General features: G+C 67.0%; 20 protein-coding genes, 1 tRNA gene, 1 pseudogene and 1 riboswitch. Of the genes and pseudogenes, 7 read left to right on the forward strand and 15 right to left on the reverse strand.

Features of this window, described 5'->3' with window-relative positions; genetic code table 11:
- Nucleotides 1-2 precede the first annotated feature (2 nt).
- Entirely contained in the window at nt 3-926 is a 924-nt protein-coding gene (locus NQK35_RS06620; protein WP_257113621.1) for a UTP--glucose-1-phosphate uridylyltransferase, read from the reverse strand.
- A 40-nt stretch (nt 927-966) separates the two neighbouring features.
- Here NQK35_RS06620 and NQK35_RS06625 point away from each other — a divergent pair, with 40 nt between their 5' ends.
- Nucleotides 967-1,599 (forward strand): 5-formyltetrahydrofolate cyclo-ligase, encoded by a 633-nt coding sequence (locus tag NQK35_RS06625; protein WP_257113622.1) that lies wholly within the window; start codon nt 967-969, stop codon nt 1,597-1,599.
- A 304-nt stretch (nt 1,600-1,903) separates the two neighbouring features.
- Nucleotides 1,904-2,310, forward strand: a pseudogene (gene mscL, locus NQK35_RS06630) (large conductance mechanosensitive channel protein MscL).
- An 84-nt stretch (nt 2,311-2,394) separates the two neighbouring features.
- Here mscL and NQK35_RS06635 read toward each other — a convergent pair.
- From NQK35_RS06635 to NQK35_RS06660, 6 genes are all read right to left on the reverse strand, one after another.
- Nucleotides 2,395-2,616, reverse strand: coding sequence for a toxin (locus tag NQK35_RS06635; protein ID WP_257113623.1), 222 nt, complete (start codon nt 2,614-2,616; stop codon nt 2,395-2,397).
- Entirely contained in the window at nt 2,609-6,793 is a 4,185-nt protein-coding gene (locus NQK35_RS06640; RefSeq protein WP_257113624.1) for a prevent-host-death family protein, read from the reverse strand. The genes NQK35_RS06635 and NQK35_RS06640 overlap by 8 nt, the downstream gene beginning before the upstream one ends.
- Before the next feature lie 226 nt (nt 6,794-7,019).
- A tRNA-Arg gene (locus NQK35_RS06645) sits at nt 7,020-7,092 on the reverse strand.
- A 168-nt stretch (nt 7,093-7,260) separates the two neighbouring features.
- Nucleotides 7,261-8,193: a universal stress protein gene (locus NQK35_RS06650; protein ID WP_034231554.1), complete on the reverse strand. Its 933-nt coding sequence runs from the start codon at nt 8,191-8,193 to the stop codon at nt 7,261-7,263.
- 134 nt (nt 8,194-8,327) lie between these two features.
- Nucleotides 8,328-9,080: a C40 family peptidase gene (locus NQK35_RS06655; protein ID WP_202812224.1), complete on the reverse strand. Its 753-nt coding sequence runs from the start codon at nt 9,078-9,080 to the stop codon at nt 8,328-8,330.
- Nucleotides 9,081-9,082: 2 nt separating this feature from the next.
- Nucleotides 9,083-9,221, reverse strand: a riboswitch (cyclic di-AMP (ydaO/yuaA leader).
- A gap of 262 nt (nt 9,222-9,483) precedes the next feature.
- On the reverse strand, nt 9,484-10,158 hold the full coding sequence (locus NQK35_RS06660) for a metal-dependent transcriptional regulator (protein ID WP_034232344.1): 675 nt from the start codon (nt 10,156-10,158) through the stop codon (nt 9,484-9,486).
- Nucleotides 10,159-10,332: 174 nt separating this feature from the next.
- On the opposite strand from NQK35_RS06660, the gene serC reads away from it, so the two are divergent.
- On the forward strand, nt 10,333-11,457 hold the full coding sequence (gene serC, locus NQK35_RS06665; RefSeq protein WP_009213168.1) for a phosphoserine transaminase: 1,125 nt from the start codon (nt 10,333-10,335) through the stop codon (nt 11,455-11,457).
- Between the two features lie 107 nt (nt 11,458-11,564).
- Here the strand turns inward: serC and NQK35_RS06670 are convergent, their stop codons facing one another.
- From NQK35_RS06670 to NQK35_RS06685, 4 genes are all read right to left on the reverse strand, one after another.
- The gene (locus NQK35_RS06670; RefSeq protein ID WP_257113627.1) at nt 11,565-12,848 is read right to left on the reverse strand and encodes an MFS transporter; all 1,284 of its coding nucleotides are present in this window, start codon (nt 12,846-12,848) and stop codon (nt 11,565-11,567) included.
- 141 nt (nt 12,849-12,989) lie between these two features.
- Nucleotides 12,990-14,441: an NCS2 family permease gene (locus NQK35_RS06675; protein WP_257113628.1), complete on the reverse strand. Its 1,452-nt coding sequence runs from the start codon at nt 14,439-14,441 to the stop codon at nt 12,990-12,992.
- Nucleotides 14,442-14,560: 119 nt separating this feature from the next.
- Entirely contained in the window at nt 14,561-15,373 is an 813-nt protein-coding gene (locus tag NQK35_RS06680) for a DUF3027 domain-containing protein (protein WP_048740523.1), read from the reverse strand.
- Entirely contained in the window at nt 15,366-15,743 is a 378-nt protein-coding gene (locus tag NQK35_RS06685; RefSeq protein WP_034231551.1) for a cold-shock protein, read from the reverse strand. The genes NQK35_RS06680 and NQK35_RS06685 overlap by 8 nt, the downstream gene beginning before the upstream one ends.
- Before the next feature lie 283 nt (nt 15,744-16,026).
- Between NQK35_RS06685 and NQK35_RS06690 the strand changes: the two genes are divergently transcribed.
- The gene (locus tag NQK35_RS06690; protein ID WP_257113631.1) at nt 16,027-18,051 is read left to right on the forward strand and encodes a TPM domain-containing protein; all 2,025 of its coding nucleotides are present in this window, start codon (nt 16,027-16,029) and stop codon (nt 18,049-18,051) included.
- Between the two features lie 77 nt (nt 18,052-18,128).
- Complete coding sequence (locus NQK35_RS06695) at nt 18,129-18,863, forward strand: PspA/IM30 family protein (RefSeq protein WP_009213162.1); 735 nt, start codon at nt 18,129-18,131, stop codon at nt 18,861-18,863.
- Between the two features lie 106 nt (nt 18,864-18,969).
- On the opposite strand, the gene NQK35_RS06700 is transcribed toward NQK35_RS06695, so the two are convergent.
- Both NQK35_RS06700 and NQK35_RS06705 read right to left on the reverse strand, forming a co-directional pair.
- Entirely contained in the window at nt 18,970-19,542 is a 573-nt protein-coding gene (locus NQK35_RS06700) for a nuclease (RefSeq protein ID WP_257113633.1), read from the reverse strand.
- Nucleotides 19,543-19,622: 80 nt separating this feature from the next.
- Nucleotides 19,623-20,216: a TetR/AcrR family transcriptional regulator gene (locus NQK35_RS06705; RefSeq protein ID WP_009213160.1), complete on the reverse strand. Its 594-nt coding sequence runs from the start codon at nt 20,214-20,216 to the stop codon at nt 19,623-19,625.
- A 91-nt stretch (nt 20,217-20,307) separates the two neighbouring features.
- Here NQK35_RS06705 and NQK35_RS06710 point away from each other — a divergent pair, with 91 nt between their 5' ends.
- Nucleotides 20,308-22,590 (forward strand): FAD-dependent oxidoreductase, encoded by a 2,283-nt coding sequence (locus NQK35_RS06710; RefSeq protein WP_257113634.1) that lies wholly within the window; start codon nt 20,308-20,310, stop codon nt 22,588-22,590.
- Nucleotides 22,591-22,665: 75 nt separating this feature from the next.
- On the opposite strand, the gene glpK is transcribed toward NQK35_RS06710, so the two are convergent.
- Nucleotides 22,666-24,186, reverse strand: a complete 1,521-nt coding sequence (gene glpK / locus NQK35_RS06715; protein WP_257113635.1) for a glycerol kinase GlpK — start codon at nt 24,184-24,186, stop codon at nt 22,666-22,668.
- 154 nt (nt 24,187-24,340) lie between these two features.
- Entirely contained in the window at nt 24,341-25,126 is a 786-nt protein-coding gene (locus NQK35_RS06720) for an MIP/aquaporin family protein (RefSeq protein WP_048725964.1), read from the reverse strand.
- A 314-nt stretch (nt 25,127-25,440) separates the two neighbouring features.
- Here NQK35_RS06720 and NQK35_RS06725 point away from each other — a divergent pair, with 314 nt between their 5' ends.
- Entirely contained in the window at nt 25,441-26,382 is a 942-nt protein-coding gene (locus NQK35_RS06725) for a sugar-binding transcriptional regulator (RefSeq protein ID WP_048740536.1), read from the forward strand.
- The last annotated feature ends 34 nt before the right edge of the window (nt 26,383-26,416 follow it).

Consider the following 26,416-nt stretch of genomic DNA (forward strand, 5'->3'; position numbering starts at 1 on the left):
GTTCAGTCCTCTAGCTTGGAGCGCAGGAACTCCCTGAGTTCCGCTCCAAGCGCCGGATCCTCAAGGGCGAGCGTAACGTTGGCCTCGAGGTAGCCGAGTTTGTCCCCGGTATCGAAGCGACGCTCGTCAATGACTACACCGTACAACCCCCCGCCCGCTTCTTCGGGGAGGTCAATCATGCGCGCGTACCCGTCTGTGAGCTGATACTCACCTCCGGCGCCCGGTTCGATGTTTTCGAGGGCGGTAAACACCGCCGGATCGAGGAGGTAGCGGCCCACGACCGCGTACTCGGACTTGACCTCGTTGAGCGGGGGCTTCTCGGTGACGTCCGTGATGCGCATGAGCTGCCCCTCCTCGAGGTCGACTCCCTCGGGGACGGGCAGCGGCTCGACCGCGGTGGAGGCATAGGCCGTCGCCTGCTCGGGGGTAACCTTGAGGAGGGCCACCACGGTTCCGCCCAGCGCGCCGCGCACCTGGATCATCTTGCGCAGCAGCTGCGACCCCGGCTCCATGAGGTCGTCGGGAAGCAGGACGGCGCACGGGGCGTCACCGACGTGGGACTTAGCCTGCAGGATTGCGTGCCCCAGGCCCAGGGGATGGCCCTGGCGGACGGAGTGGACACGGGCGTACTTCTTGTACTCGTTGACGTACTCGAGAGCCTTCTCTTTGCCCGCCTTCTCGAGGTCCGCCTCGAGGCCCGGTTCGGCATCGAAGTAGTCCTCGATGGACTGCTTGCCCGCGCGGGTGACGAAGAGGATGTCCTCGATTCCGGCGTCCGTTGCTTCGCGCACGATGTACTCGATCGAGGGACGATCAACGACGGGTAGCATTTCCTTGGGCACCGACTTGGTGATCGGCAGGAAGCGGGTTCCGCGACCGGCAGAGGGAACAACGGCGTGCACTACTGGCTGCTTTTTCTTTGACATACTGCACAGCGTAGCGAATAAACGACCCGAAAGGGAGACGATGACCACAAAAACAGCCCTTCGGGCCGAGGCTCGACGCAGGCGGCGAGGAAGGCGCCGCGACGCCGATTCACGCCCTTTTGAGGCCTCTGGCTCCGCGCCGATTCCGGTTCGAGACCTCGCCGAGGCTCGGGGAATCGCGGGCCGGGTGCTCGCCTTCGCCTCATCGCTGGGCGGGACCACCCTACCGGCCCTGTTCGTCTCCACCCCGTTGGAGCCAGACCTGTCGCTCACGCTCCCCCTTTTTCCACGGGCGCTCCTGCCCGTTCTCGTCAGCGAGGCCGGAGGCGAGCTTGCCGAACCCAGCTGGGGCATCTGGGAGGGCGGCCCGCTCGCGCACCCACCGGGCAAGCCCGCCCAACCCACCACGACGCCCCTGCCCGTTCGGGCCATCGGGGAGGCGGATCTCATCGTCGTTCCCGCACTCGCGGTGTCCCTCGACGGGACGCGGCTGGGCCAGGGCGGGGGCTGGTATGACCGCACGCTCCCCCACCGGGCGCCGTTAGCCCCGGTGGCCGCCGTGGTCTTCGACGAGGAGGTCCTCGCCCCCGGGTCGATTCCCCGGGAGGAACACGACGTGCGCGTCGACGCAATCATCACGCCGACACGCGTCATCGACATCACACGCTCGTAGGGGGCGAGAGAAGGGACGGCGCAAGCGGCGACGCGGCCGCCTAGCACGCCATGCCCACTTTTGTCGCCGACATCTCATCGTGAGGTTTTCCGCCCAACAGCGCGGATTTCTGACCACATTATAAGGAACTGCGACGAACATTACCCTCGTCCCTCTGTATTCGCGCCGCAAGTCCCCCTACTGTTTCTCACGGTACCCGAGCGCCCATCAGGCGCGCGTTCCTCGGCGGCTCCAGGCCGCCACGCCGAGTCCACTCGGCGCTCAGACTTGTCGGCTCGCGCCGACCACTCACACAGGAGAACCCATGATCCAGGGATTCAAGGACTTCATCTCTCGCGGTAACGTCGTCGAGCTGGCCGTCGGTGTCATCATCGGTGCCGCCTTCAAGAACATCGTCGACGCCCTCGTTGACGGCATCATCAACCCCTCATCGCGGCCGTCATCGGCAAGCCCGACTTCTCGGACGCCTTCATCCTCACGCTCAACGGCACCGACGTGAAGTTCGGCGTCCTGATCACCGCGGTCATCAACTTCCTCCTCATGGCCCTGGCGCTCTACCTGTGCATCATCGTCCCGATGAACGCCCTTAACGAGCGCATGAAGAAGCAGGCCGCCGACGATGCAGCCGACGCCGCCAAGGAGGAGAGCGACGAGGTCAAGCTCCTGACCGAGATCCGCGACGCCCTGGCCCAGGGCGGCCCGCGCCACTGATACTTCTTTCCTCTCCTGCGGGAGGGCATGGGGGTGGGGCCGATGCGTTGCATCGGCCCCACCCCCATTTTCACCGGATGGAGGCTAGGTGCGCGCCTGACTGTGCGGCGGAACATTGTCCAGGAGCCGCGCGTCGTTGGCCCCGTCGCCGCGATCGGAGGAGTCCGCCATCGAGCCCGGGCGAATATCCTCGGGACGCACGCGATCCTCCCACGAGGGAGCGAGCCCCTCGTCCATCAGGCGTCGATCGACGTCGGAGACGAAACGCGCGACGCGGCGACGCCTGCGCGGCGAGGCCTCACTCATCGGAACCCTCCTCGGCGGGGGCGGCGTCGTGCGCTGCACCGGGCTTCGTGCGGCGCACGACATTTCCCAGGACAGCGTCGGACTGGAAGCCCCGGCGCGTGATGCCCAGGGCGTCACGAAGCTCCTCGGCGGTCTCCAGATCCGTGCGCTCAATGCCGTCTGAGCGCACCCATGCCGCCATCTCGTCCAGCTGATCATCCGAATACGCCGCCAACGGAAGCCCCTTGGCGATGGCCGGGCGCGGACCACGCTCCTGCTCACCGGCCCGCTCCCTGCGCCTGATGGCCAGGAGCATGCCGGTCGTATCCTCGTCCGCCTTGCGGCGGCGCTGAGACTCCTCGTCAAGCTCCTCGTCCAGCATGGGCAGGCGGGGGGCGCTCGCCTCCCCGGCGCCCGAGCCCCGCTCACCACCGGCGGTCGTGTCGGCGCCGTCGGATTCGGGTCTCTCGTCGGTGTCGTTGATCGCTTCCTCGGTCTCCTCGTCGTCGAGCACGCGCTCGGGAACGTCCACGACGGGCTCGTCCTCGCCGGAGCGCAGGGCGTCGAGCGCGTCGAGGACCCTATCGACAATCGCCGCGGATTCCCTGTCGGGGTCGATGAACAGGGCCATCGACAAAACCGTGTGCACCGTCCACCCCTGGGCTTCGAGCCAGCGGGGACGGGCGCGGTCACGCACGCGCTGACTGGGTTCCGCCAGATACTCCTCGTCGTCCATGAGGACGGCGACAAGGAGGCGTCCGGGCGAGTCGGGGTGCCCGATCGCCAACGGGACGCGCATGCCGCCGGGAATCCCGACGTTCGCGACGACCTCCAGGCCGCGGGAGTAGAGGTGGTCGGCCAGATCCACGAGGAGGCGGTCGGGTTCTCCGGCGACGACCGGCCACGCATCCATGCCCTCCCCCGCGTGTCCCTCGGCGATCTCAATGAGGTCAACGAGCATGCGCGATCCCTCGTGGCTCAGGCGATCCCGATCGACGTCCGCGCTGTGGAGCGAGGACACGAGGGTCAGGTCGCCGCGAACGACGCGCAGCGCCTCCGCCAGGCAATCCGCGCCCCCCTCCGTCGAGAGCACGCCGAAGTCGTGGATGACGCGGCCGTGGGGAGTCTTGGCGAAGCCGACGGAGAGGATCATCGACTCGCGCGTCAGGCCGACGACGTCGTTGGGGCCGACGACGACGAAGGGTTCCGGGGTGCCGCGATCAAAGAACGAGGCCAAGCCCGGCTCGTGGCTGCGCAGCGCCTCAAGAGCCTCGCTGATGCGCTGGGCATGCCGCTCGGAGAGCGCCACGACCGCCAGGGAGCGTTCGGGTGACTCCACCGCGTGCTCGATGACGGCGTCGACGACGGCGTGCACCTCGGCGGAGGTCGATTCCACCGCGTGCGCTCCGGGGGCGGGCATGCCGCTGGCATCGACCCAGCGGGCGCTCACCGGCGCGTTCGCCGCGGTCCAGGGCACGGGAATGCCCGCGTGCTCGTAGCCGTATCGGGCCAGCAGCAGGGCCACCTGGTCGTTGAGGCGACGCGGGCCGGGCTCGACGCGGACAATCGGCAGGATCGTCGCCAGCTCGCGCGTCGCCCCACCGTCGCGGGAGGCCGCGAGGTCGTCAATGACGACGAGCTGGCGTCCCCGCGCGATGATCGGCGCAAGTTCGGCCAGGGGAAGGCCGTCGGCCCCGTCGAGCACGACCAGATCGACGGTGCGCCCCGGCGGAGCGAGGACGGGAACCATCGAGGGAACCGTCATGAGTACGGGGAGCAGGTGGCGCACGAGCGGGAAGGAGGTGAGAAGCTCCAGGTCGCTGGGAATGGCTTCGCCCCCCAGGAGGTCGCGCAGTTCCTCGTACTGGTCGGCGCGCGCCGCGAGCGCGTTCGTTCGAATCCTGCGCACGCCCGTGATCGCCTGCGGGACCAGGGAGGCGACCTGCGCTTCGTCGAGCTCGCGGCCCTCGCGAGCGAGTTTCTCCAGCCCCGCCGGATCCATACCGCCCAGCGCGGGCCGTGCGCTGAGCATGGCGCGCAGCAGAGACGCCCACCAGGCCAGGTCGAGCTCGGTGTCGATGGCGTCCTCGTCCACGCCCCGGTCGGCCAGGTCCTGAGCCAGCTCGTCGAGGCCGCGCTTGGCGAGTCGGGAACGCAACGCCAGCCGCGCGGGCACCTCGCGTGCGGCCGAGGTGTCAGACGCCCACCGCTCGATGAGGCTCGTGAGGCGCTGCAGGTGTGTCGCCACCAGGTCCGGTTCTTCGGCGGCAAAGACGGGCGCGATCGCGTCGAGGTCGTCGCGCACCGAGTCGGTCAGCGTCGAGATTTCGCCGATTCGGGCCGGCAGGATCGGCCACGAGTCCTCACCGCACACGGCGCACCATGCGTCGCGGCGCTCCTGGACGCGGATGAGGGCTCTGTGCAGGTCGGGAACGTGCACTCCCGGGCGCACGAGGTCCTGGGCCTGCTTGACCAGGCGTGTGCGCTCCGAGCGTCCCATGGAGATGCCGTGATCCTTGCGCCACTGTTTCGGCGCCGTCGCAATCACCATGTCCGCGGCGCTGCGCTCAAAGACGCGCGGCTGGAAGACATCCAGGACATCCGCGATCCCGTCGAACATGGTCAGCTGGCGGTCCCACTCGGCGAGGGTGCCCGCCGGCTTGATGCCGGCCTCGCCGGCGACCGACGCGATGTGTACACGCAGCTGCGGAAGGGTCTTCGAAAGCCGGTCCACGCGAAGAAGCACGTCGCTGGCCTGCTCGTCGGACGTCACGATCGCGCGGGACCATGCGCAGGAGTGGTCGACGACGAGCTTGCCCGATTGCAGGGCCTCCCGCAGCAGCGCCCGCGCGCTTTCCCCCTGGTCGACCGCGATATCGTAGAGCGCCTGCTCGCTGAGCCGCACGCGGGTCGTGGGCGTGTTGTCTCCGGTGGTGAGGTCCGTGAGCGCGCGCAGGGCATCCGCCGCGCATACCCCGAAGCGCCCGAAGGGCTCGTGCAGTGCCGACGCGTAAGCTGCGAGGGCGGAGCGGACCTCGCGCAGGCGGGCGCGCATCGCATCCACGTTCTCCTGGTCGATGACGGGGGCGGTGTCCTCCATTGCCTTCTTCACGCGGTCGGCCAGCGCCTTGCGGGCATCCGAGTAGCCGTCAATGTTGGCGACGATGTCGGACATCCCCACCTCGTCCAGCCGCGAGTAGGCGGCGATGGACCGGGAGGGCGAGGTCGAGACGTGCAGGACGGAGCGGCCGGTCGCCGCGGCGTCCGCGAGAATCGCCGCCACGACCGATGCGTCGTCGGTGTGTGCGGGCAGGTCGACGAAAACGCTGTGCCCCTCCGCTGCGGCTTCGACGGCATCTTGCTGGGAGGGAAGCAGGTCCCCCACGCCCTTCTCCGCCCAGGGATCTCGGTCGCACGGGTTGGTCCGGGGGGCCTGCGCCAGGTCGGCACGCGCGTCCTGGTCGCCGGCCAGAGCGCGGATGATGACCGAGTCCTCCAGGGCGCTCACGTCCTGGTCGAGGCTGGAGGCGAGCGCCGAGGCGGGATGGATGAACAGGCCAACGACCAGCTCGTCGCGAATCTCGAAGTGGGGCAGCCGAGCTCCGAGGCGATGCAGGACCGCCATTGCCTGCGACGATGAGAAGCCGTGGTCGCCGCTGGCCTCGGCGAGAACTGCGTCGCCGTCGATGTCCTCGCCGCGCTCGCGCAGGGCGGCGGCGAGTTCGGGGGCAAGGAGCGCGTCGTGTCCCATGGCGATGAGCACGTCGTCGTCGCGGCGCACGAGGCGGACGGGGCGCAGGAGGGCGGGCACGGTGATGGTCGCATGATCGGCGCGCCAGGATGCGGTTCCTATCCCCAGGTGGACGGGACCCGTTCCGTGGGTGGCCGCGCGTTCCTCCGAGCGGGCGATGATTGCGCGCGCGCGTTCGAGGGCGCGTCCCAGGGCGATGGGTTCGCGGATGAGGAGGCTCAGGCGCACGGGATGTTCCGTGTACAGCTGGGCGAGTCCGCCGGGGTGGGCGCCGGTCAGGGACAGCGTCGGCAGGGACGCTCCGTCACGCGCGATGTCGCCGTCCAGGCGCGCACGCCACGCGGCGCGCGCCTGACCGACGAGGGAGGTCGGGTGCGTCGACGTCGACGAGGCCTTGGTGGCCTGCGACTCGTGTGCGGGACGGCGCGAGAAGATACTAGGAACCACGTTTCCACCCTACGGCAGGGCGGAGCCAATCCACGCTGCGGCGCGCCCGAAACGGGTCGACGACCGAAATGGTTGCGACGGCGCCGACGCGCCAAGCACACCCGCATGAGGATGAGGCCGACGCACTCCGGGACGGTTCCGACCGACACGCCCGACACCCCCAACAGAGGACCACAATGGCGGTCACCAGGTAAGCCGCCGCGTTGCGCACGGCTTCGTCTACCAGTGCCCCCGAGACGATTCGAACGTCCGACACCCGCTTTAGGAGAGCGGTGCTCTATCCCCTGAGCTACGAGGGCGTGACAAGCTGTCCGCGCCCACTGTAGCAAAGTGAGCGCGCGAGCGCCCCCTCACCGTCGCCTACGGGCGTTACGTCACGCACGGAGCGGCCCTCGGGCGGCGCCAGGCGCCGGACGCGTCAACGGCCGGAACCTCGGGTGAGACTCCGGCCGTTTCGCCGGGTGCGATCAGCGACGCTCCCAGGGGGTGTGCACCGACGCTTCCGCCTCCCCGAGGTGGGCGGATGGAACAACCATAACGGGGCACGTGGAATGCCCCAGGACGGTCTGAGAGGTCGAGCCGAGGAGGACGCCCGCCAGGCCACCACGCCCGCGCGTGCCCACGACGACCAGGTCGACGGCCGTTGAGAACTCGATGAGGAGGGACGCAGCGGAGCCGTCAAGGGCGTGCCTCGACACGTGCATATCCTCGCCGTCAAGCGCAGCCTTGATGGCCGCGTCCATCCCCTCGCGCACCTGAGCAAGCAGGGCAGAATGGTCCACTCCCGTTGGGGTCCACGTCATCACGGAGGGGCCGACGGCAATCGGAACGGCGGAGACCGCGGTGAGCCTGGCTCCCCACAGGCGAGCCTCTCCGATCGACCGCCTCAGGGCGCTGGAGGGCTGATCGGTACCGTCCACGCCGACGACGATGCGCTCAATGGGGGTGAACTTCTTGCCCGACGTGTGACGGGGGACCACCACGACCGGGCACTTCGAGTGTGCCGGCAGGGCGGAGGAGACGGTCCCCAGGAGTCGATCGGCGAAACCTCCGCCGCCTCGCGACCCGACGACAATGAGATCGACCTCGGCGGAAAAGTCGATGAGGACTCCGGCCGGATCTCCAGGCTCGGTGGAGCCGGACACGTGGGTCGCTCCCCGCTTGCGGGCCAACGCCTGCGCCTCCTCGACGACCTGCTCGGCTCCCGCCTTCAGGGCCTCGTCATCAAGTACCGCGTATCCGCCGTCCAGCGCGGCGGCGGAGTAGGAGGCCAGCGCGTAGGTGCACAGGCAGTGAATGCGCGCCCCGGTGCGCGCGCCGCGATCAGCGGCCCAGGTGACGGCGGCCAGGCTCTCCGTCGAGCCATCGACACCGACCAGAATGACTTCGGTAGAACTCATGATGTCCTCCTCGTGGTGGCAGTCACCTATTATTGTGCCGTATTTTAACGACCGACGAAAGCCCAACCGGCACAGAAAACGACTGTCGCCGCAGCCCAAGGGACCGCGGCGACAGTCGAATGTCGAGTCGTTGCTCAGTAGCGCACGTAGGTCGCGCCAGCGCGCACCGGAGAAATCTGCGACAGGCGGCCGGGAACCGTGGCCTCGACCATCTGGCCGCCGCCAATGTAGATGGCGACGTGACCGGGGTAGGACACGATGTCGCCGGGCTGCGGGTTGGACACGATGGTGCCGCCGGCGGCCTGAGCCGACGAGGAGTGCGGCAGGTTGATGCCGGCAGCCGCGTAGGCGTACTTCACCAGCCCGGAGCAGTCGAGACCAGCGAGGGACTCGCCGCCGTAGACGTAGGGGATGCCGGTCAGACCCAGGGCGACCGAGACGATGTCACCGCCGGCCGCGTTCAGCGCGGCCTGGCGAGCGGAGTTGTCCGTCGAGGTCGCGTCGCCGCGCGTCTCGGACCGGGAGGCGGCCGAGCCAGACTCGTCTGCGGCGGAGGTGGCGGCCGGGGCCGGCGCCTTGGGGGCCTCGGCGGTCGTCGTTGAAGCGGCATCATCGTCTGCGGTCCACGCGATGTCCGGGACCTCAACGGTCGTCACGTCATCAACGGCGACGGTCGTCGTGTTCTGGTCCGTGCTCTGCGGCTCGGACTGAGGGGTGGCCGGGGCGGCGTTCGCAACGCCCGCGGCAATGGCGGTCAGCGCAACACCGGCGGCCGACGCGAAAGCAATGGGTCGGACGGCCCCAGCGGTGTTCACACCGTCGACCATCGAATCGGTCAGGGGGCGACGCGCCAGGCGGTGACGCGGAGCAGGCTTAGTAGTCTTCACTCATGTTCTCCCAGTTTCCCTGCGAGGTTAGCTGTCGGGTTCGGGCGGGAGGCCCGGCTCGCAATGCGAGCTTCACCCCGAGGCTCCGAGGAGCCGCATGTGGGTTCCCCGCGTGAGACGGTATTTCCGCACCATTCGTCGTCTCACTTCGGGCACCGAATGGGCGGGCGGTCTGATGACCGTTGCCAACTATACCCCGCACGCCCGGTCAGTGTCACGTTCTGATAACATCACTCACATTCACCGTGACGTTTCCGTAACCTTTTCCCCACATTTTCACGCCAACCACGGCCCTCACCTCGCCCGATACCGGTCCAAAATCCGAGACATAGCCCGTCGCACGACGAAGGCCGAGACCCCATAGGGCCTCGGCCTCGACTCGTCGATCGGTTCGACGCTCCCCCTACTGTCCGGAGACGAAGAGGTGGGCCGCCAACGCCATCGGGATCGTCAGATAGCCGCTCACGTCACCGGCCTCATCCAGGGCGGCGACCCTCACCACGTTGCCGTGAGCCGAGAGCCCGACGCGCGCGCCGGGACGCAACCCAAGCTCGTCAAAGGCCGCCAGCAATTCCGCGTCGGCTTGAATCGGCTCGCCGATGCGTTCGATGGTGAGCGCCCCCACCTCCAGGGAGCGCACAGCAAGCTCGGCGGAGTGCGCGACGCCGCCCCCCATGCCCGGCATCGGATTGCCGTAGGGGTCCACGCTGGGATCCTTCAGGAGCTCAATGAGCCGAGCCTCAACGGTATCGCTCATCACATGTTCCCAGCGGCACGCCTCGTCGTGCACCTGCGCCCATTCCAAGCCCACGACATCGAGGAGCAAGCGTTCGGCCAGGCGATGCTTGCGCAGGACCTCGGTCGCCCGCGAGCGCCCCTCGTCGGTCAGCTCCAGGCGCCGATCACCCATCACATGCAGGAGCCCATCACGCTCCATGCGCGCGACCGTCTGGGAAACCGTCGGCCCCGAATGCCCGAGGCGGTCGACGATGCGCGCGCGCAGAGGCGTCACCCCGTCCTCCTCAAGCTCGAGAATGGTTTTGAGGTACATCTCGGTGGTGTCGATCAGGTCTGCCACGACGTCCTCCTTCATATGGCATATCGCCCCCTCAGGATAGGACGACCTTTCTTGAAGTAACACGCAGTGACACGATGACGCGAAAAAGTAGACTCGCCTCCCTCTGTTCTCACAAGGCAATTCGATCAATGAGCATGATGGAAATAGGCCGTCCCGGGGCGCTAGGCTGGAATCATGGTGGTTTTCCCCGACATCCCCCCGGCTCTCCTGCCCGCCGACGGACGCTTCGGCTGCGGCCCCTCCAAGGTGCGCCAGGCGCAGCTTGAGGCGCTCTCCGCGGGCCTCATGGGTACCTCGCATCGCGCCACCCCCGTGCGTCACGTCGTCGCATCCTTCAAGGAAGGTCTGCGCACCCTCCTCGACGTTCCCGAGGACTACGAGATCGTCTTGGGCAACGGAGGGGCGTCGGCATTTTGGGCCGTCGCGTGCGCCACCCTTATCCGCTCACAGGCATCGCTCGGATCGTGGGGGGCTTTCGGCGCCAAGTTTGCCGACGAGGTCTCGCGCGCCCCTCATCTGCGCTCTCCCCTCCTCGACGAGGCGCCCCCCGGCTCGCTCGTCACGCTGTCCCCACGCCCACCCGCCGACGGCGTCGACACCTACGCATACCCGCACAACGAGACCTCGACGGGGGTGGCCTCCCCCGTCTATCGGGTGCCCTCTCCGGGATCGCTGACCCTCGTGGACGCCACGTCAATCGCGGGAGCCTCACCGGTCGATCTCAGGCAGGTCGATGCCTACTACTTCTCGCTGCAGAAGGCCATCGGTTCCGACGGCGGTCTCTGGGTGGCCGTCCTCTCCCCCGAGGCCATCACACGCGCCCGCTCCATCGAGGCTTCCCCCGATGGCCGGTGGATCCCGCAGTTCCTCTCCCTCGGCGCAGCCATCGACAACTCCCGGAAGGACCAGACCCTCAACACCCCGGCGATCGCCACGATCGTCATGGCGCAGCAGCAGGTGTGCTGGCTCAACGCGCTGGGTGGCATGGCGCAGGTACACGCACGCTGCGAGCATTCCTCCTCCCTCATCTACCGGTGGGCAGACTCTCACATGGCCGCCCACCCCTTCGTCGCCAACCCGGCGTGGCGCTCGCCGGTGACGGCAACGATAGAGATCGACGCGGATGTGTCCGCGAGCGCGCTCGCGAACCACCTGCGCGCAAGCGGGATCCTCGACATCGGCGCCTATCGGGGTGTCGGCGCCAACCAGCTGCGCATCGGGACGTGGCCGAGCGTGGAAGCCAGCGATATTGAGGCCCTCCTGGAGTGCATCGACTACTGCCTGGAGCGCGTCCTGTGAGCCTGTCGGCCTGGCGCTGACGAAGGAACCGGGGTGGGCGTGCCGCCTCGCGTCGAAGCCGCGCGCCCGCTGCCCGATCAGCGTGACGAGGACGGGCCGGCCTCACCTTAACCCACCGAGCGGGGCGGGGCGTCCACCGAGGAGTCAACATCAAGGCCAAGCCACGGGAATGAGGGGCGACGCAAGAGGCGCGCCCTCCAGTGACGCGCCGCCCACAGGGCGCACACCGCAGCAACGCCGAAGGACGCGATGCCTCCGACAAGAAGCGCCCATCGGGCGCCCATGGTGCGCCCCACCCATCCGATGAGCGGCGAGCCGATCGGCGTCGCCCCCAGGAAGACCAGGGAGTACAGGGCCATGACACGCCCGCGCTTGTCCGGGTCCGTGCGCGTCTGGATCAGGGCATTGGCGCTCGTATTCATCGTGAGCATCCCAAACCCGGTAGGAATCGACATGAGCGCGAAGAACCAGTATGAGGGCGACAGGCCCAGGGCGATTTCGGCCGCGCCGTAGAAGGCGGCGCCGAGAACGATCGTGCGCAGCCGGGGAGTGCGCCGTGCGGCGCCGGTTGCCCCCATGATCGAGCCGACGGCCATGAACGAGGAGAGGATGCCGAAGGATCCGGCGTCTTTCCCAAACACCGTGGTGGCCATGAGCGCGCTCGTCATCTGGAAGTTCATGCCCAGTGCGCTCACGACGAAGATGAGGACCAGGATGATGCGGATGTCGGTGCGTCCCCTCACGTAGGCGAGCGACTCGCGCAGCTGACCGCGGGCGCGCGGGGCGAGGGTGCGCGGATAGAAACGGTCGGCGCGCATGAGGGCGAGGGCGATGACGGGGGCGGAGAACATGCCCGCGTCGATGAGGAAGACGGGTCCCACGCCCCACCATTCGATGAAGAGTCCGGCCGAGGCGGGGCCGATGAGGCGAGCTGCGTGGAAGGCGGTGGCGTTGAGGGCGACGGCGTTTGCCATCTTCTCTCGGGGAACCAGCTCCCCCACGAACGCCTGGCGTGCCGGGGTGTCGAACGCGGAGATCGTTCCCGAGACGAAGGCCAGGGCATACTGGTGCCACAGCTCTCCCGTTCCGGTCACGACGACGATGCCGATGACCAGGGACACCAGGCCGATGCCCGCCTGCGTCGCCTGCAGGAGCCGCCTGCCCGGGACCCGATCGGCGAGAACGCCTGCGGAGGCGGAGAAGAGGATGATCGGTAGGAACTGCAGGGCCGTGACCACGCCAACCTGGGTGGAGTCGTGGTCGGTGAGTACGGTGAGCACGTACCAGTCTTGCGCGACGCGCTGCAGCCACGTGCCGGTCGAGGCGACGAGGGTCGCCGCGAACCAGTAGCGGTAGTTGACGTAGCGCAGTGATGCGAAGGTCTTTGACACGCCTTTCCTCCCATTCCGCTCAACCTACCCCGCGCGGCCCGGCGAGCCAGACGTTTGCGCCTCGGCGGTATCGAACCAGGATACGACCACCCCGCCGCGATGAGGCTGCGGCGGGGCGGTCGCAAGACGAAGGGTGACGAATCAGCCGACGCCGAGGAGACGCTGGATGGGTCCCATCAGGAAGTAGATGACGAAGAGGGCGGACACAAGCCACATGAGCGGATGAACCGTGCGCGCCTTGCCCGTGACCAGCTGGATCATCGCATAGACGACGAAGCCGACGCCAATGCCGACGGACACGGAGTACCCAAAGGGCATGAGAGCGATCGTCATGAACGACGGGATCGCGATCTGCGGGGCACTCCAGTCGATGTCGGTCACCTGCGTCATCATGAGGAATCCGACGAAGACGAGCGCCGTGGAGGCGGCCTCGGTCGGAACCAGCTCGACGAGGGGGGCCAGGAAGGTCGACAGGAGGAAGAGGACGCCGGTGACCACCGACGCCAGGCCGGTGCGTGCTCCCTCCGCAACGCCCGAGGCAGACTCCACGTAGGAGGTGTTGGAGGAGACACCGCCGACGCCTCCCGCCACGGCCGCGAGCGAGTCGATGATCAGGATCTGGCGGGTCCTGGGCGGATTGCCTTCCTCGTCCAGGAGCTTGCCCTCGGATCCGACGGCCACCATCGTGCCCATGGTGTCGAAGAAGTCGGCGAGCATCAGCGAGAACACGAGAAGGATGAGCGAGACGACGCCGAGCTTACCGAAGCCTCCGAAGAGGTCAACCTTGCCGAGCGTATCGAAGACCGGGACCGCAATCGGGGAACCCTTGAGCTCGGGAACCGTCTGTCCCCATCCGGTCGGGTTGGTCTCGGAGATCCGATCCACGTGGGCGAACGTCTGGACGATGACCGCCAGCACGGTCGCCGAGACGATCGAGATCAGCACGGCGCCCTTCACGCCGCGCACGTAGAGGACAAACATCAGGAAGAGCCCGAACACGAACACGAGGGCCGGCCAGCCGTCGAGGGAACCGGAGATGCCGAACTGGACGGGGGTCGCACCCGTGCGGACGATGCCTGCGTTGACCAGTCCGATGAGGGCAACGAAGAGGCCCAGACCCACCGTGATCGCGGTCTTGAGCGCGGGCGGCACCGCGCGGAACACGGCCTCGCGGAATCCCGTGAGGACCAGGAGGAAGATGAGGATGCCCTCCCAGGCGATGACTCCCATGGCCTCGCCGTAGCTCAGACCGGAGCTGAGGACGAGCGTAAAAGCGACGACCGCGTTCAGGCCCAGGCCGGCGGCGAGCGCCAGAGGGTAGTTGGCGACAACACCCATGAGGATCGTCATGACGCCCGCGACGAGGGCGGTGCCGGCGGCGATCCCCTGGGTGGTGATGGAGCCGTCAGCGGGGACCGCGTTGCCGAGGATCGCCGGGTTAACAACCAGGATGTAGGCCATCGCGAAGAAGGTCACGATGCCTCCGCGAATCTCGTGGCCGACGGTCGAGCCGCGCGCGGAAATCTGGAAGAACGAATCGATTGACTGTGCGAAGCCGCCGTGGGACGCGGCGGTCTTTTCTTGTGTGCTCACCGCTCAATCGTGCCCGGTCGGAGTCGCTCGCGCAAACACACTCACCGACTTTCCACTTGTTGAGAAAGCATCCGGGAGTCGGCGGTGGATCCTCGTCCATCCGTCGGTCGGCTCCGGCGCTAGTTGGCGCCTTCCTCCCCGGCGTCGTCACGGTCCCCGTCCGAGGCCGGCCGAGGCATCGGTTCGGCGTCCAGCGCCCCCTCGTTCACGCGCGAGGGGCGCACGGGCCACGCCGTGGAGTTCTTCGGCACGTCGGTTTCCGAATGCGAGCCGCAGGTGTGGTCGAGCGACACGACGGCGCCGTCATCGGTGGCCCACTCGTTCGCGCACACGCCGAACATGGTGCGCATGTCGCCGCTCATCTTCATGAGGAAGCCGCACGTTGAGCACGTGTTGCGCGGGCGACGCCCCGACTTCGGGCCGCGTTCGGACTGATACCAACGCGTGGCGGCCTGGCTGCGCCCCTCCGGGGAGAGGACTCGCGGGCGCCCCACGCCCAGCTCACGCACAATCGGCAGGTCGGGATCGGAGCTCGTGTCTTCGTAGCTGTGCTCCAGGCGCGCGTCGTCGGCCACGTACGGAAGGGTGTCCTCGCGGGAAATATCCGACGGGCGCAGGCGGTCCTCCCACGGCACCCACTCGGGAGCAAGCAGCGCGCCGTCGCGAGGCGTCATGTCGACCTCGCATACGGTCGCCACGCGGCCGCGCGGAACACGCGCGATGGTCACCGACCAGCACCAGCCAACGTAGCCCTCGTCGGTGGACGCAAAGTAGTGCGTGGCGAGGCGGTCTGAGACCATCTCGAAACCGACGTGCTCGCCGACGGGACGCGGGTGGGCGACAGCCTCCGCTCCCGCCCTGGCCACGTCAACGGCGGCCTCGAGGACAGCGTCCTTCTTGATCGCCCGACTCCGGGCTTGTGTTTTAGGCATCAAATTCCTCTGCGACGGCCCGCAGGACCTTCGCAATCTTGGTCGCGTTGTCCGGGTAGGAGCCGCGGCGCAGGGATGCGCTGGATGAGTCGAGGAGCTTGATGAGATCCTCCACAACCGGCACCATCGCCTGCGGTTTGCGGCGCTTCGCGCGGGCAACGGAAGCTGTTTCCTTCAGGAACCGCACGCTCAGCGCCTGCGGTCCCTTGCGCCCGTCGGCCACCGAGTACTCCACGCGCGATCCCACGCGGGGATTGGGGTGGTCGGCCGGCAGCGCGGACGAGTGGAGGAAGACATCCGCGCCGTCATCCCCCGCGATAAAGCCAAAACCGCGGTCAGCGTCGAAAAACCTCACCTTGCCGGTGGGCATAGTCCCCTCCTTCTGTTGATCGTCTGAGAGCCCCAAGGGCTTGCTCCTATCATAGGGCGCTCGCTTGCGCCGCGTCGCCAACGCACGGATGCCTGTAGCGAACAGCACCACGTGCCCCAAGGCAGACCGACTATCACGTAGACTGACCTCACGGAAACCGCCGATTCGAGCGAGTCGCCCCCTATCAGGGGCACGCACGCGCGAGATGGTGTATGTTTACCTGTTCGCCACACTGCAGGAGGACCCCGTGTCACGATTCCGCCGCTTCAGTCTCGTCACTGTCGTGTCAGTGATACTGCTTGCGCTCGGCTTGCCGGCTTTCGCCGCTGCCCCGCTGAACGCGAGCGCAACGGTGACGGATCCGCAGGGGTGGCTGGAGGACTCCGACCGCACCGCCATCGAGACGGCGGCCAGCGATGCCGCCGCCCGCGGCAAGAGCATTCACTTCGTGTTTGTCTCCGACTTGTCCGGTGCGAATGCCGACCAGTGGTGCCAGCAGACCGCAACGAGATCCTCCCTCAACTCCGGTGAGATCCTCTACGTCATCGCTTACTCCCAGCGTGTTGATGTGACGTGCGCGAACGGCGGTCAGTCAGCCTCCCTGGATGCTGCGAGGCGCGCCGCCGAGAAAAAGCTCTCGTCCAATCCGCTGACCTCGCAGGACGCGGCGCAGGCGGCAACCGCCTTTGCCAACACGGTCGTATCGGGCACTCGGACCTCGGCGCCGTCAGGCTCCTCCGGCGGCTCGTCGACATCGTCTTCCCGGGCGAGCTTCCTGCCCTTCATCATCCTCCTGGGGATCGTTGTCGGCGGCTTCCTCTTGATCGCCATTGCCATGGGCGTCACGTCGCGCCGCAACAAGAAGGCGGCCAAGCGCTCCGCCACGATCGACGCGGAGGCCGCGGCGAACCTCGTCAAGGAAGCAAATCGTCAGCTTCTTGCGGCCGACGAACAGGTGCGCACGGCCGCCGACGAGCTGCATTTCGCGCAAGCCCAGTTCGGCAGGGCGGGAACCGACGAGTTCGAGAGCCTGTTGGAGGCCGCAAAGGCCGCCGTCGGACGCGCCTTCGACGCGCAGCCACAGATGACCGATGCCCCCACGCCCGCCGCACAAGCACAGCTCGCCAAGAGCATGATGCGTGATCTCGCGGCGCACATGAACCCGCTGAGCGCCGCCCAAGCCGCCATCGCCTCCAGGCGCGCAGAGCAGGCGACGCTGCCCACCCACATCGCGGAGGCGCGCGAACGCCTCGCCGAGGAGTTGAGCGACCTGGAGCGCGCCAAGGCTGAGCTGGAGAGTATTGCGAGCATCTACCCCGCTCAGATGCTTGCCTCCCTCCAGGACAATCCCGAACAGGCCGCGGCGCTGCTCACCTCGGCTCGCACCGCCCTGGACGCCGCCGAGGCTGCCGCCGAGACGGACCGAGCTCGAGCGCTGAGCGCGCTGGACACGGCGCAGCGCGCGCTGGCTATGGCGAATCACCAGACCGATGCGATCTTCTCCGCCAAGTCCGATCTGGATGCCATACGCGACCGCCTCGGCGCCGCAATCGGCTCCATCTCCTCCGACATTTCCGACGTCGAGCGACTGGACACCGACCCCGCCACCTTCGATCCGATGGTCGCCGACGCTCGCGCGGCCATCGCCGAGGCCCAGGCCGCTCTCGCCAACAATGGCGATCCCCTCGCGGCCCTGGAACACCTGCGCGCCGCCGAGGCAACCCTCGACGCCGCCCTTGCTCCCCTGCGCAGCGAGGAAGAGACCTACAACAGGGCCCGCTCGAGCGCCCAGGCGCAGCTCTCCCTCGCCGAATCCGCTGTCGCGCAGGCCGAGCGCTACGTGCAGGGGCGCAGGGGCGCCATCGACCTGCAGGTGCGTTCCACCCTCAACGATGCGGAGCAGGCCCTGCGCGCGGCCCGCGAGGCGATCGAGAACGACCCGACGGCGGCGATAACCCACGCGTCCAACGCCCGCGCCTTCGCCGACCGCGTCATGGCCACTCCCATCCAGCCCGCAGCCGGCGAGACCTGGGGATCCACTCGCTCTGGCAACGGTTCTTTCACCGGTTCCTCGCTGGGGGACTTCCTGCTGTGGTCCACCCTCTTTTCTAACGGTGGATCGAGCCGCCACCGGCACTGGGACAGTGACTTCGACCCGTTCCACAGCGGAAGCCGAAGCTCCGGCTCGGGCTGGTCCTTCTTCTCCGGCTCCGGCTCCGACTGGGGAGGATCCTCCGGCTGGTCCTCCTCCTCCGGCTCCGACTGGGGAGGGTCCTCGGGCTGGTCCTCCTCCTCCGGCAGCTTCTAACCCAGCCACCGACCTGCGAGACAACCGCCTCGCGCACAACCCGCGCTCCACGCGCACCACCACCAAAGGAGAACAACATGGCTGAAAAGCAGACGATCATGGGTCGCATCGCCCAGCTCGCGAAGGCGAACATCAACGCCCTTCTCGACAAGGCCGAGGACCCGCAGAAGATGATCGACCAGCTGGTTCGCGACTACACCAACTCGATCATCGAAGCCGAGAACGCTATCGCACAGACCCTGGGTAACCTGCGCATGGCGGAGAAGGACTACGAGGAGGACGTCAAGGCCGCCGCCGACTGGGGTCAGAAGGCGGCCGCCGCCTCCGCGAAGGCCGACTCCCTGCGGGCAGCCGGTGACGAGGCTGGCGCCACCAAGTGGGATGACCTGGCCAAGGTCGCGCTCGGCAAGCAGATCCAGTTTGAGAACGAGATCAAGGCCGAGGAGCCCTCCCTCCAGGCACAGCGCGACGTCGCCGAGCGCCTCAAGCGCGGCCTGTCGCAGATGAAGGACAAGCTCTCCGAGCTCAAGTCGCGCCGCGACCAGCTGATTGCCCGCGAGAAGACCGCGAAGGCGCAGGCCCAGGTCACCGACGCGCTCGGTTCCATCAACATCCTGGATCCCACGAGCGAACTCGGACGCTTCGAGGACCGCGTGCGCCGCCAGGAGGCCCTCGCCCAGGGCAAGATCGAGCTGGCCGCGTCCTCCCTGGACGCGCAGTTCGCCGAGCTCGAGACCGACTCCTCGCAGCTGGAGATCGAGGCGCGCCTGGCCGCCCTGAAGGGCAAGCCGGAGGCCACGCCCGAGGCGTGAGGCAGTCTCCCGCTGGGCGGGATAGACGGGGCCGGGCCACCCGAGCGGGTGGCCCGGCCCCGCGGCTTGTGCGCACGGAAGGCTGGCGCGCCTCGCGCCGCGCTCGCTACAGGAAGGACATCGGGTCGAAGTCGTCAATGTCGATGATGTGAAGCCTGGGCAGGCGCACCTGGAATGCGTGGACGTCGTACTCCAGGTCGATAATCTCCAGGCCTCGCTCCTCCAGCTCGTGCAGCTGGGAGGAGAGGAACTCCTTGAAGCACATGATGGCGACGCGGCGCCCCTGGTCGAGAAGCGCGTCAATCTGGGGCAGGAAGTCAGCGTCGTGGCTGGCCAGGATGACGTCGCCCGAGTCGAGCTGGGCGATGGCATCCATCGTGCGCTGCAGGCCGACGTCGACGACCTTCATGTCGGCCGGGCCCGACAGGGGGATCACCGAGTAGTCCATCGCGGTGAGCGCCTGGACGAACCCCATGGGCAGGAAGCCGGAGGAGCCGTTGAGGAAGAACAGGCCCTTGGCGCGCTGGTTCCAGCGGCCGTGCGCGCACTCCAGGACGCGGTCCCACCGGGGGCGTTCCTCCGGGTTCGGGCGCCGGTCCAGGACCGACAGCCCGAGGGTCGCGTCGATGTTTTCGCCGTCTACGACGAGATATGTCATTTGTTTCTTACTGTTTTCCATGGAAAGTATCCTAGCTGATCGGCGCGGGTCTCGAAGCGGCCTTGGGTCCTAGACATTCCTCCCCGTCTCGACAAAGCCCGTTATTCTCCCGTCACTCCATCGATAAAGAAGGGAGATTCGATGGCTTGGCGAGCGAAGCACTGCGCGTCCTGTCCGCTGCCGAGGGCGGGTGGCCCATCAAGGACAAGAGTGGCAAGGCCGTGAATGTATGCCCAGAGGGTCACTTCCGCGTGGGGATCGTCGGTCCCGTAAGCGACGCATGCCAACGAACGCAGCTGGGAGCGCGCGGCCAGGCTGGCTTGCCTCAGCCCCGGGTGTGCGTCGGCGTCGTACATGTCTGATCGGAACATGATCCGAAAGACGCCGGGATTTGCCAGGGCGCACGACAGGTAGGCATGTCCGGCAGCTCGCGTCACGTCCTGCGGCGACGCCCCATCGCTACGCTCCCTGGCCTCACGAAGTGCCTGTTCGAGGGAGCGGTAACCCTCCTCGACAAGCGCCACGAGGATCCCTTCGCGCCCCTGGAAGTGGTGGTAGGGAGCTTGGTGCGTACAGCCCGCACGACGAGCAACTTCGCGCATGGAGAGCGAAGATGGCCCACCCTCATTGAGGAGATCGCGACTGATCGCGAGGATTACCTCGCGCAGCCCCTCGGATGTCGTAGAGCGCGTCATGCCCCTAGTCTAGCCGATACAAGGACTAAACTTGACAGTGTCTAGCACGCATGTTGTCATATGTAGACACTGTCTAGTTTTAGGAGTTTCCATGTATGACGCGATCGTTATCGGCTCGGGCATCGGCTCACTCGCGACGGCTGGCCTGCTCGCACAAACCGCCGGATTGCGCGTTCTCATCCTCGAAAAACACTGCACCCCCGGCGGACTCACGCACTCGTTCCGGCGAATGGGAGCATCGTGGGACGTAGGCCTGCACTACGTGGGAGACATGGAACCCGGCTCACGCCCGCGCCAGCTCATGGACTACCTCACCGGCGGGGCCCTCTCATGGAAGCGCATGCCAACGGGCTACGACCGTTTCTACCTGCCCGGCCACGGCCTCGACGTTACTATCCCGTCCAGTCTCGAGGAATACCAGCGCCTTCTCATCTCCTTGTTTCCACATGAGAAAAGAGCGATTCGCCGCTACCGCGCAGACGTTCAACGAGCCTATTCCTACATGTCGCTCGGCTATGTCCGGGAGATGGTTCCCGAGCAGGTAGCACCCGCCGTTCGCCTCGCTCAGCGAACGCTCGCCGGCCACGCGCTCGAGCTGACGCAACACTACATGGAGCGCCGCTTCCGCGACCCGGCGCTGCGCGCCCTACTCACCACGCATTGGGGCGACTACGGGGTTGAGCCAACGCGCAGCGCGTTCGTCGCCCACGCGATGATCGTGTGCCACTACATGGACGGCGCATGGTTCCCACACGGCGGAAGCGGGCAGATCGCGCGCATGATCGAGGAACGGATCCGCGCAACCGGAGGTGAGATTCGCCTGTGCCAGGACGTCGACGACGTCCTCATCGACAACGGTCGAGCAGTGGGCGTGCGCATCACTGATCGCAGCGGTCCCGTGCCCGTCGCCTACGAGGAGCGTGCCCCCATCGTGATTTCCGGCGTCGGTGCACGCGAAACCTACACCCGACTACTACCAACGACCGGTCCGGTCGGCGCGCTCACTGCACGCGTCCGCGACAGGATCGCCCGCCTCGGGCACGGAGGCTCCGCGGTGACCGTCTACCTCACGGCCGACCACTACCCCGCCGGCGTGGACGGGTCGAACGTCTGGGTGAATACATCCCAGGGACCCGATGACCTGGAGCAGATGACCGAGGACCTGTGCCAGGGACGCCCTCAATCAGCCTTCATCTCGTTCCCGGGAATCAAAGCCGGAGACCGACACGCAACAGTGGAGATCGTGTCCTTCGCCCAGCCGGAGGCCTTCGACCGATGGTCGGGAACGAGGCCGGGGATGCGCGGGGAGGACTACGAACGCCTGACGTCGGCGATGGCACGCGGACTCATTGACCTCGCGGACACGGCCATACCCGGATTGAAAGACGCCGTGCGCTCCGTCGAGGTCGCCACCCCGCTCACCATCGAACACTTCACGTCACACGAGGGCGGATGCTTCTACGGACTACCCCTCACACCCGAGCGCTTCGCCGCCGACCTAGCCTCTCCCTCGACCCCCATCGACGGCCTCTACCTGACCGGACAGGACGCAGGAATGCCCGGAATCGTGGGCTCCGCCCTGGCCGGCATGTCCACGGCCTGCACAGTCCTGGGTCCCGCGGGATACCCTCGCATCATGCGCGCACTGCGCGAACAGGTCCCCGCCCAGGATCACGCCGTTTCCTCCCACGACACAACAACCGAACGCACCGCCGGGGCGACACGCCATCGGGCGACAGTACAACGCGCTCGTTGGATGAGCCCCACCACCCGCGACATCACACTCGAGCTACCGGAATGCGCGACGTGGGAGGCAGGCCAGTACACGCTCGTTCGGGTTGCTCCATTCGAATGGCGACCTTACTCGCTCGCATCAGCCCCTGGGCGCACCGTCAGGCTCCTCGTTGACGTGCGCACGAAAGGCATGGGCGCCTCCTGGGCGAGCACCATCGCACCCGGCGACGACGTCGACCTCGAGCTGCCGTACGGCCACTGGCTCGTCACGACAGACAAGGACACCACCGAGGCCGAGGCACCAGACCGGCGCATTTTCATCGCAACAGGGACGGGCATCGCCCCATTCCTCGCAGCGTTCGAGCTCGACAGGCGCGACGACGACATACTCATCGTCGGATACTCACGGACGGAAGACATCCTGACAAGCCGAGTCGACACACCGCTGCCCCGGCTCATTCGATGCGTCAGCCGCGAGGCAGCGCCCGGCACGTTTCACGGGCGTATCACCGACTACCTGAACGCCGAGGGCATCGATCCCCAGGCCACGTACTACGTGTGCGGCTCCGCCCACATAGTCCGCGACATTTCGCGCATCATCCAGGCCGGCGGCGCACGCGTCTCCTACGAGACGTTCTAACGCGCCGCTCCCACGCGCGGCGAGGCCGGGACTGCTCAGTGCAGCCCCGGCCTCGCCAATTTCAAGGGATGACAATCACTTCACGTCGTCGTCGACCCAGTCGAGCGTACGCGTGACGGCCTTCTTCCACAGGCGGTACGTGCGGTCGCGCTCGGCGGGCTCCATTGCGGGAGTCCAGCGCTTGCCTTCCTGCCAGTTGGCCACGACGTCGTCGGTGCCCTTCCAGAAGCCAACCGCGATGCCGGCCGCGTAGGCCGCTCCCAGCGCGGTCGTCTCGATGACCTTGGGCCGCACCACGTCAACGCCGCACAGGTCGGCCTGGAACTGCATGACGAGGTCGTCGTGCGTCATACCTCCGTCCACCTTGAGTTCCTTGAGCGGCACGCCCGCATCGGCGTTCATCGCGTCGAGGACCTCGGCGCTCTGGAAGGCGGTGGACTCCTCGACGGCTCGCGCGATGTGGCCCTTGTTCACGTAGCGGGTCAGGCCAACGATCGCACCGCGCGCGTCGGAACGCCAGTAGGGGGCGAAGAGCCCGGAGAACGCGGGAACGAAGTAGACGCCTCCGTTGTCCTCCACCGTGCTCGCGAGCGCACCGATGTCCGAGGACTTGACGATCATGCCCAGGTTGTCGCGCAGCCACTGCACAAGCGAGCCCGCCACGGCGATCGACCCCTCGAGTGCGTAGACGGCCGGCTGGTCGCCGATCTTGTAGGCGAGGGTCGTGAGGAGGCCATTGTCGGAGAAGACGGGTTCGGTACCGGTGTTCATGAGCATGAAGCAGCCGGTGCCGTAGGTGTTCTTGGCCATGCCCTTCTCGAAACACGCCTGCCCGAAGGTGGCGGCCTGCTGGTCGCCCAGAATGCCCGAGATCGGCGTGTCGACGAGGAGGCCGTTCTTGCGTCCGTAGCCGTAGATTTCGGAGGAGGACTTGATCGTGGGAAGCATCGACATGGGGATGCCGAAGATCTCGCAGACGTCTTCACGCCAGGTGAGGGTGCGGATGTCCATGAGCATCGTGCGCGAGGCATTGGTGACGTCCGTGCAGTGCACGCCGCCGTTGACGCCGCCCGTCAGATTCCACAAGAGCCACGAGTCCGTGTTCCCGAAGAGGAGGTCACCGGCCTCGGCGCGTTCGCGCGCACCCTCAACGTTATCCAGGATCCACTTGATCTTGGAGCCGGAGAAGTACGGCGACAACCCCAGGCCGCAGATCTGGCGGAAACGATCCGGCCCCTCGTCTCCCTCGAGTTCCTTGACGATGTCGGAGGTACGCATATCCTGCCAGACGATCGCGTTGTAGACGGGTTCACCGGTGTTCTTATCCCACACGACGGTGGTCTCGCGCTGATTCGTGATCCCGATGGCGGCCAGGTTGTGGCGGTTAATCTCCGCCTTGCCCAGCACCTCGGCGACGACGAAGCGAGTGGTCTCCCAAATCTCGAGAGGGTCATGCTCCACCCAGCCGGGGTTGGGGAAGATCTGGGTGAACTCCTTCTGGCCGACGGCGATGATCTCGCCTGCACGGTTGAAGATGATTGCCCGGGTCGAGGTTGTTCCCTGGTCGATGGCCATGACGAATTCTTTGGCGGTCATGAGTGTCCTTTCGGAAGCGATTTCACGTCGTTGTGTCCTTGCGCCGGTCCCCCTGGCGCCGCATCAGAGGATGCTGTGGTCCGGAGTCGTCGGCGACAGAAGACCGGGGTTGCGCGGGCGAGGGCGCCTGGCACCCTCGCCCGCGCGCTCACCCTCAGGCGAGGGCGAGGAAGTAGATGGCGGTGCCGACGATGGCACCGATGATCGGGCCGACAACCGGCACCCAGGAGTACGCCCAGTCGGAGCCTCCCTTGCCCCGGATGGGCAGGATGGCGTGGGCAATACGCGGGCCGAGGTCACGGGCCGGGTTGATGGCGTATCCGGTGGGGCCACCCAGGGAGGTGCCGATGACGACGATGATCAGAGCGACCCCCAGCGGGCCGATCGCCGTTTCGGTTCCCCCCGAGACGAAGACCCACAGGATGAGGACGGCGGTGCCGATGGCCTCAGTGAGGCAGTTCCATCCGTAGGAGCGAATCTCGGGACCCGTGGAGAAGACGCCGAGCTTGAGGGCCGGATCGCAGTCCTCATCGAAGTGCTTCTTGAAGGTGAGCCAGACGAGGACAGCACCGACGAACGCGCCGAGGAATTGGGCGACGACGTAGACGAGGATGTTCGTGACATTCACGGCGATGCCGGGCGCAAGCTCCACCGTCGAGTCGAAGGCGTGACCGACGGCCTTGGCGATGGTCACGGCCGGGTTCAGGTGGCCGCCGGTGCGGTAGGCGACGTAGACGCCAGCGAAGACCGCCAGGCCCCACCCCCAGTTGATCATGAGCCATCCGCCGCCCTTGCCCTTGGACTTGGGCAGCAGGTTCGTGGCGACGACGCCACCGCCGAGGAGGAGAAGGACTGCCGTGCCCAGGAACTCCGACCAGAAAATCTGGCCCAGCGTGATCGGAGCCGTTTCTACGGCTGCCGGAAGCAGTGTTGCGAGCATTGTTCTCTATTCTTTCTCCGGTGCATCCTCGCACCGGGTCACCGGTGGTCTTCCACCGCCAACAGTGTGCCACCGGACCCTATTCGACCGAAGAGGGTCCGCGGTCATGTCTCAGTATGTCACCTGCTGCACGTAAGCCCAAACTGAATGCACGTCCGTTCAGCTCGGGGAACGTGAGCGTGATCATCTGACGACGCCCAATCTACCCTCCCGCGCCCACACGCCAATGACCAAACGCACACATGTGCACGCCTGTGCATGGCACACTAGAAAACGTGACAATACGTGACGAACAGGCCCACGAGGCGGCTTCGATGTACTACCTGCAGGGGCAAACGATGGAGACAATCGCTCGCCACCTGCAGATATCGCGCTCCTCCGTATCACGACTCCTCGCGCACGCCCGCGAGGTCGGCCTGGTCCGCATCTCCGTCTCCGCCTCCCCTGGTCTCAAGGGCACCCTCGCCGGGCAGATCGCCGACATCTTTGGCATTCAGGTCTCCGTCGTCCCGGTCCACGACGTGCACACCGAGGTCAACCGCCTGCACAACGTCGCCCTCGTCGCCGCCGAGCACCTCACCGACATGCTCTTTCCCGGCGCCACCCTAGGAATCGCGTGGGGCAACACGACCGCCGAGATAGCGCGCGCGATGCCCCACGTGCCCTTCCCCGGTTCCACGGTCGTCCAGCTCAACGGAGCCGCCACCGCGACCGAGACCGAGATGCCGTACGCGGAAGCAATCATCACCTGTGCCGCCAAGGCCATCGGCGGACGCATCGTCAACTTCCCCGTCCCCGCGTTCTTCGACTACGCCGACACCAAGGAGGCGCTGTGGCGCGAGCGCTCCATCAAGTCGGTCCTCACAACAATCGACAACGCCGACGTCGCGCTCTTCGGTGTCGGCTCCATGTCGGCGCGCCTGCCCTCCCACGTCTACTCCGGTGGATTCCTTGAACCCGACGAGATAGCGGCGGCCCAAAATGACGGAGTCGTCGGCGACGTGTGCACGGTCCTCATCCGCGAGGACGGTTCGACCGACATGCATCTGAACGAACGAGCGTCGGGGCCGACCCCGGCGACGCTGAAGAAGATCCCCCGGCGCCTGTGTGTCGTCGCCGGAGCCTCCAAAGCCCTTCCGCTCCTCGGGGCTCTGCGCGCTGGGGTCGCGACCGACCTCGTGCTCGACGACGGGGCCGCGCACGAGCTGCTCGATCTCGTTCACACGAGGGCTGGCCACCCGCGGCGTCGCCCCTAGCCTCCGCCGGTACGAGGGGACCCCTTCGCGCCCG

The sequence above is a fragment of the Schaalia odontolytica genome (assembly GCF_024584435.1).
Taxonomy (GTDB): Bacteria; Actinomycetota; Actinomycetes; order Actinomycetales; family Actinomycetaceae; genus Pauljensenia.

Coding starts and splice junctions, on each gene's coding strand:
- NQK35_RS06620 (WP_257113621.1), bottom strand. CDS start 926: ATGTCAAAGAAAAAGCAGCCAGTAGTGCACGCCGTTGTTCCCTCTGCC.
- NQK35_RS06625 (WP_257113622.1), top strand. CDS start 967: ATGACCACAAAAACAGCCCTTCGGGCCGAGGCTCGACGCAGGCGGCGA.
- NQK35_RS06635 (WP_257113623.1), bottom strand. CDS start 2,616: ATGAGTGAGGCCTCGCCGCGCAGGCGTCGCCGCGTCGCGCGTTTCGTC.
- NQK35_RS06650 (WP_034231554.1), bottom strand. CDS start 8,193: ATGAGTTCTACCGAAGTCATTCTGGTCGGTGTCGATGGCTCGACGGAG.
- serC (WP_009213168.1), top strand. CDS start 10,333: ATGGTGGTTTTCCCCGACATCCCCCCGGCTCTCCTGCCCGCCGACGGA.
- NQK35_RS06680 (WP_048740523.1), bottom strand. CDS start 15,373: ATGCCTAAAACACAAGCCCGGAGTCGGGCGATCAAGAAGGACGCTGTC.
- NQK35_RS06685 (WP_034231551.1), bottom strand. CDS start 15,743: ATGCCCACCGGCAAGGTGAGGTTTTTCGACGCTGACCGCGGTTTTGGC.
- NQK35_RS06695 (WP_009213162.1), top strand. CDS start 18,129: ATGGCTGAAAAGCAGACGATCATGGGTCGCATCGCCCAGCTCGCGAAG.
- NQK35_RS06700 (WP_257113633.1), bottom strand. CDS start 19,542: ATGGAAAACAGTAAGAAACAAATGACATATCTCGTCGTAGACGGCGAA.
- NQK35_RS06705 (WP_009213160.1), bottom strand. CDS start 20,216: ATGACGCGCTCTACGACATCCGAGGGGCTGCGCGAGGTAATCCTCGCG.
- NQK35_RS06710 (WP_257113634.1), top strand. CDS start 20,308: ATGTATGACGCGATCGTTATCGGCTCGGGCATCGGCTCACTCGCGACG.
- glpK (WP_257113635.1), bottom strand. CDS start 24,186: ATGACCGCCAAAGAATTCGTCATGGCCATCGACCAGGGAACAACCTCG.
- NQK35_RS06720 (WP_048725964.1), bottom strand. CDS start 25,126: ATGCTCGCAACACTGCTTCCGGCAGCCGTAGAAACGGCTCCGATCACG.
- NQK35_RS06725 (WP_048740536.1), top strand. CDS start 25,441: ATGTACTACCTGCAGGGGCAAACGATGGAGACAATCGCTCGCCACCTG.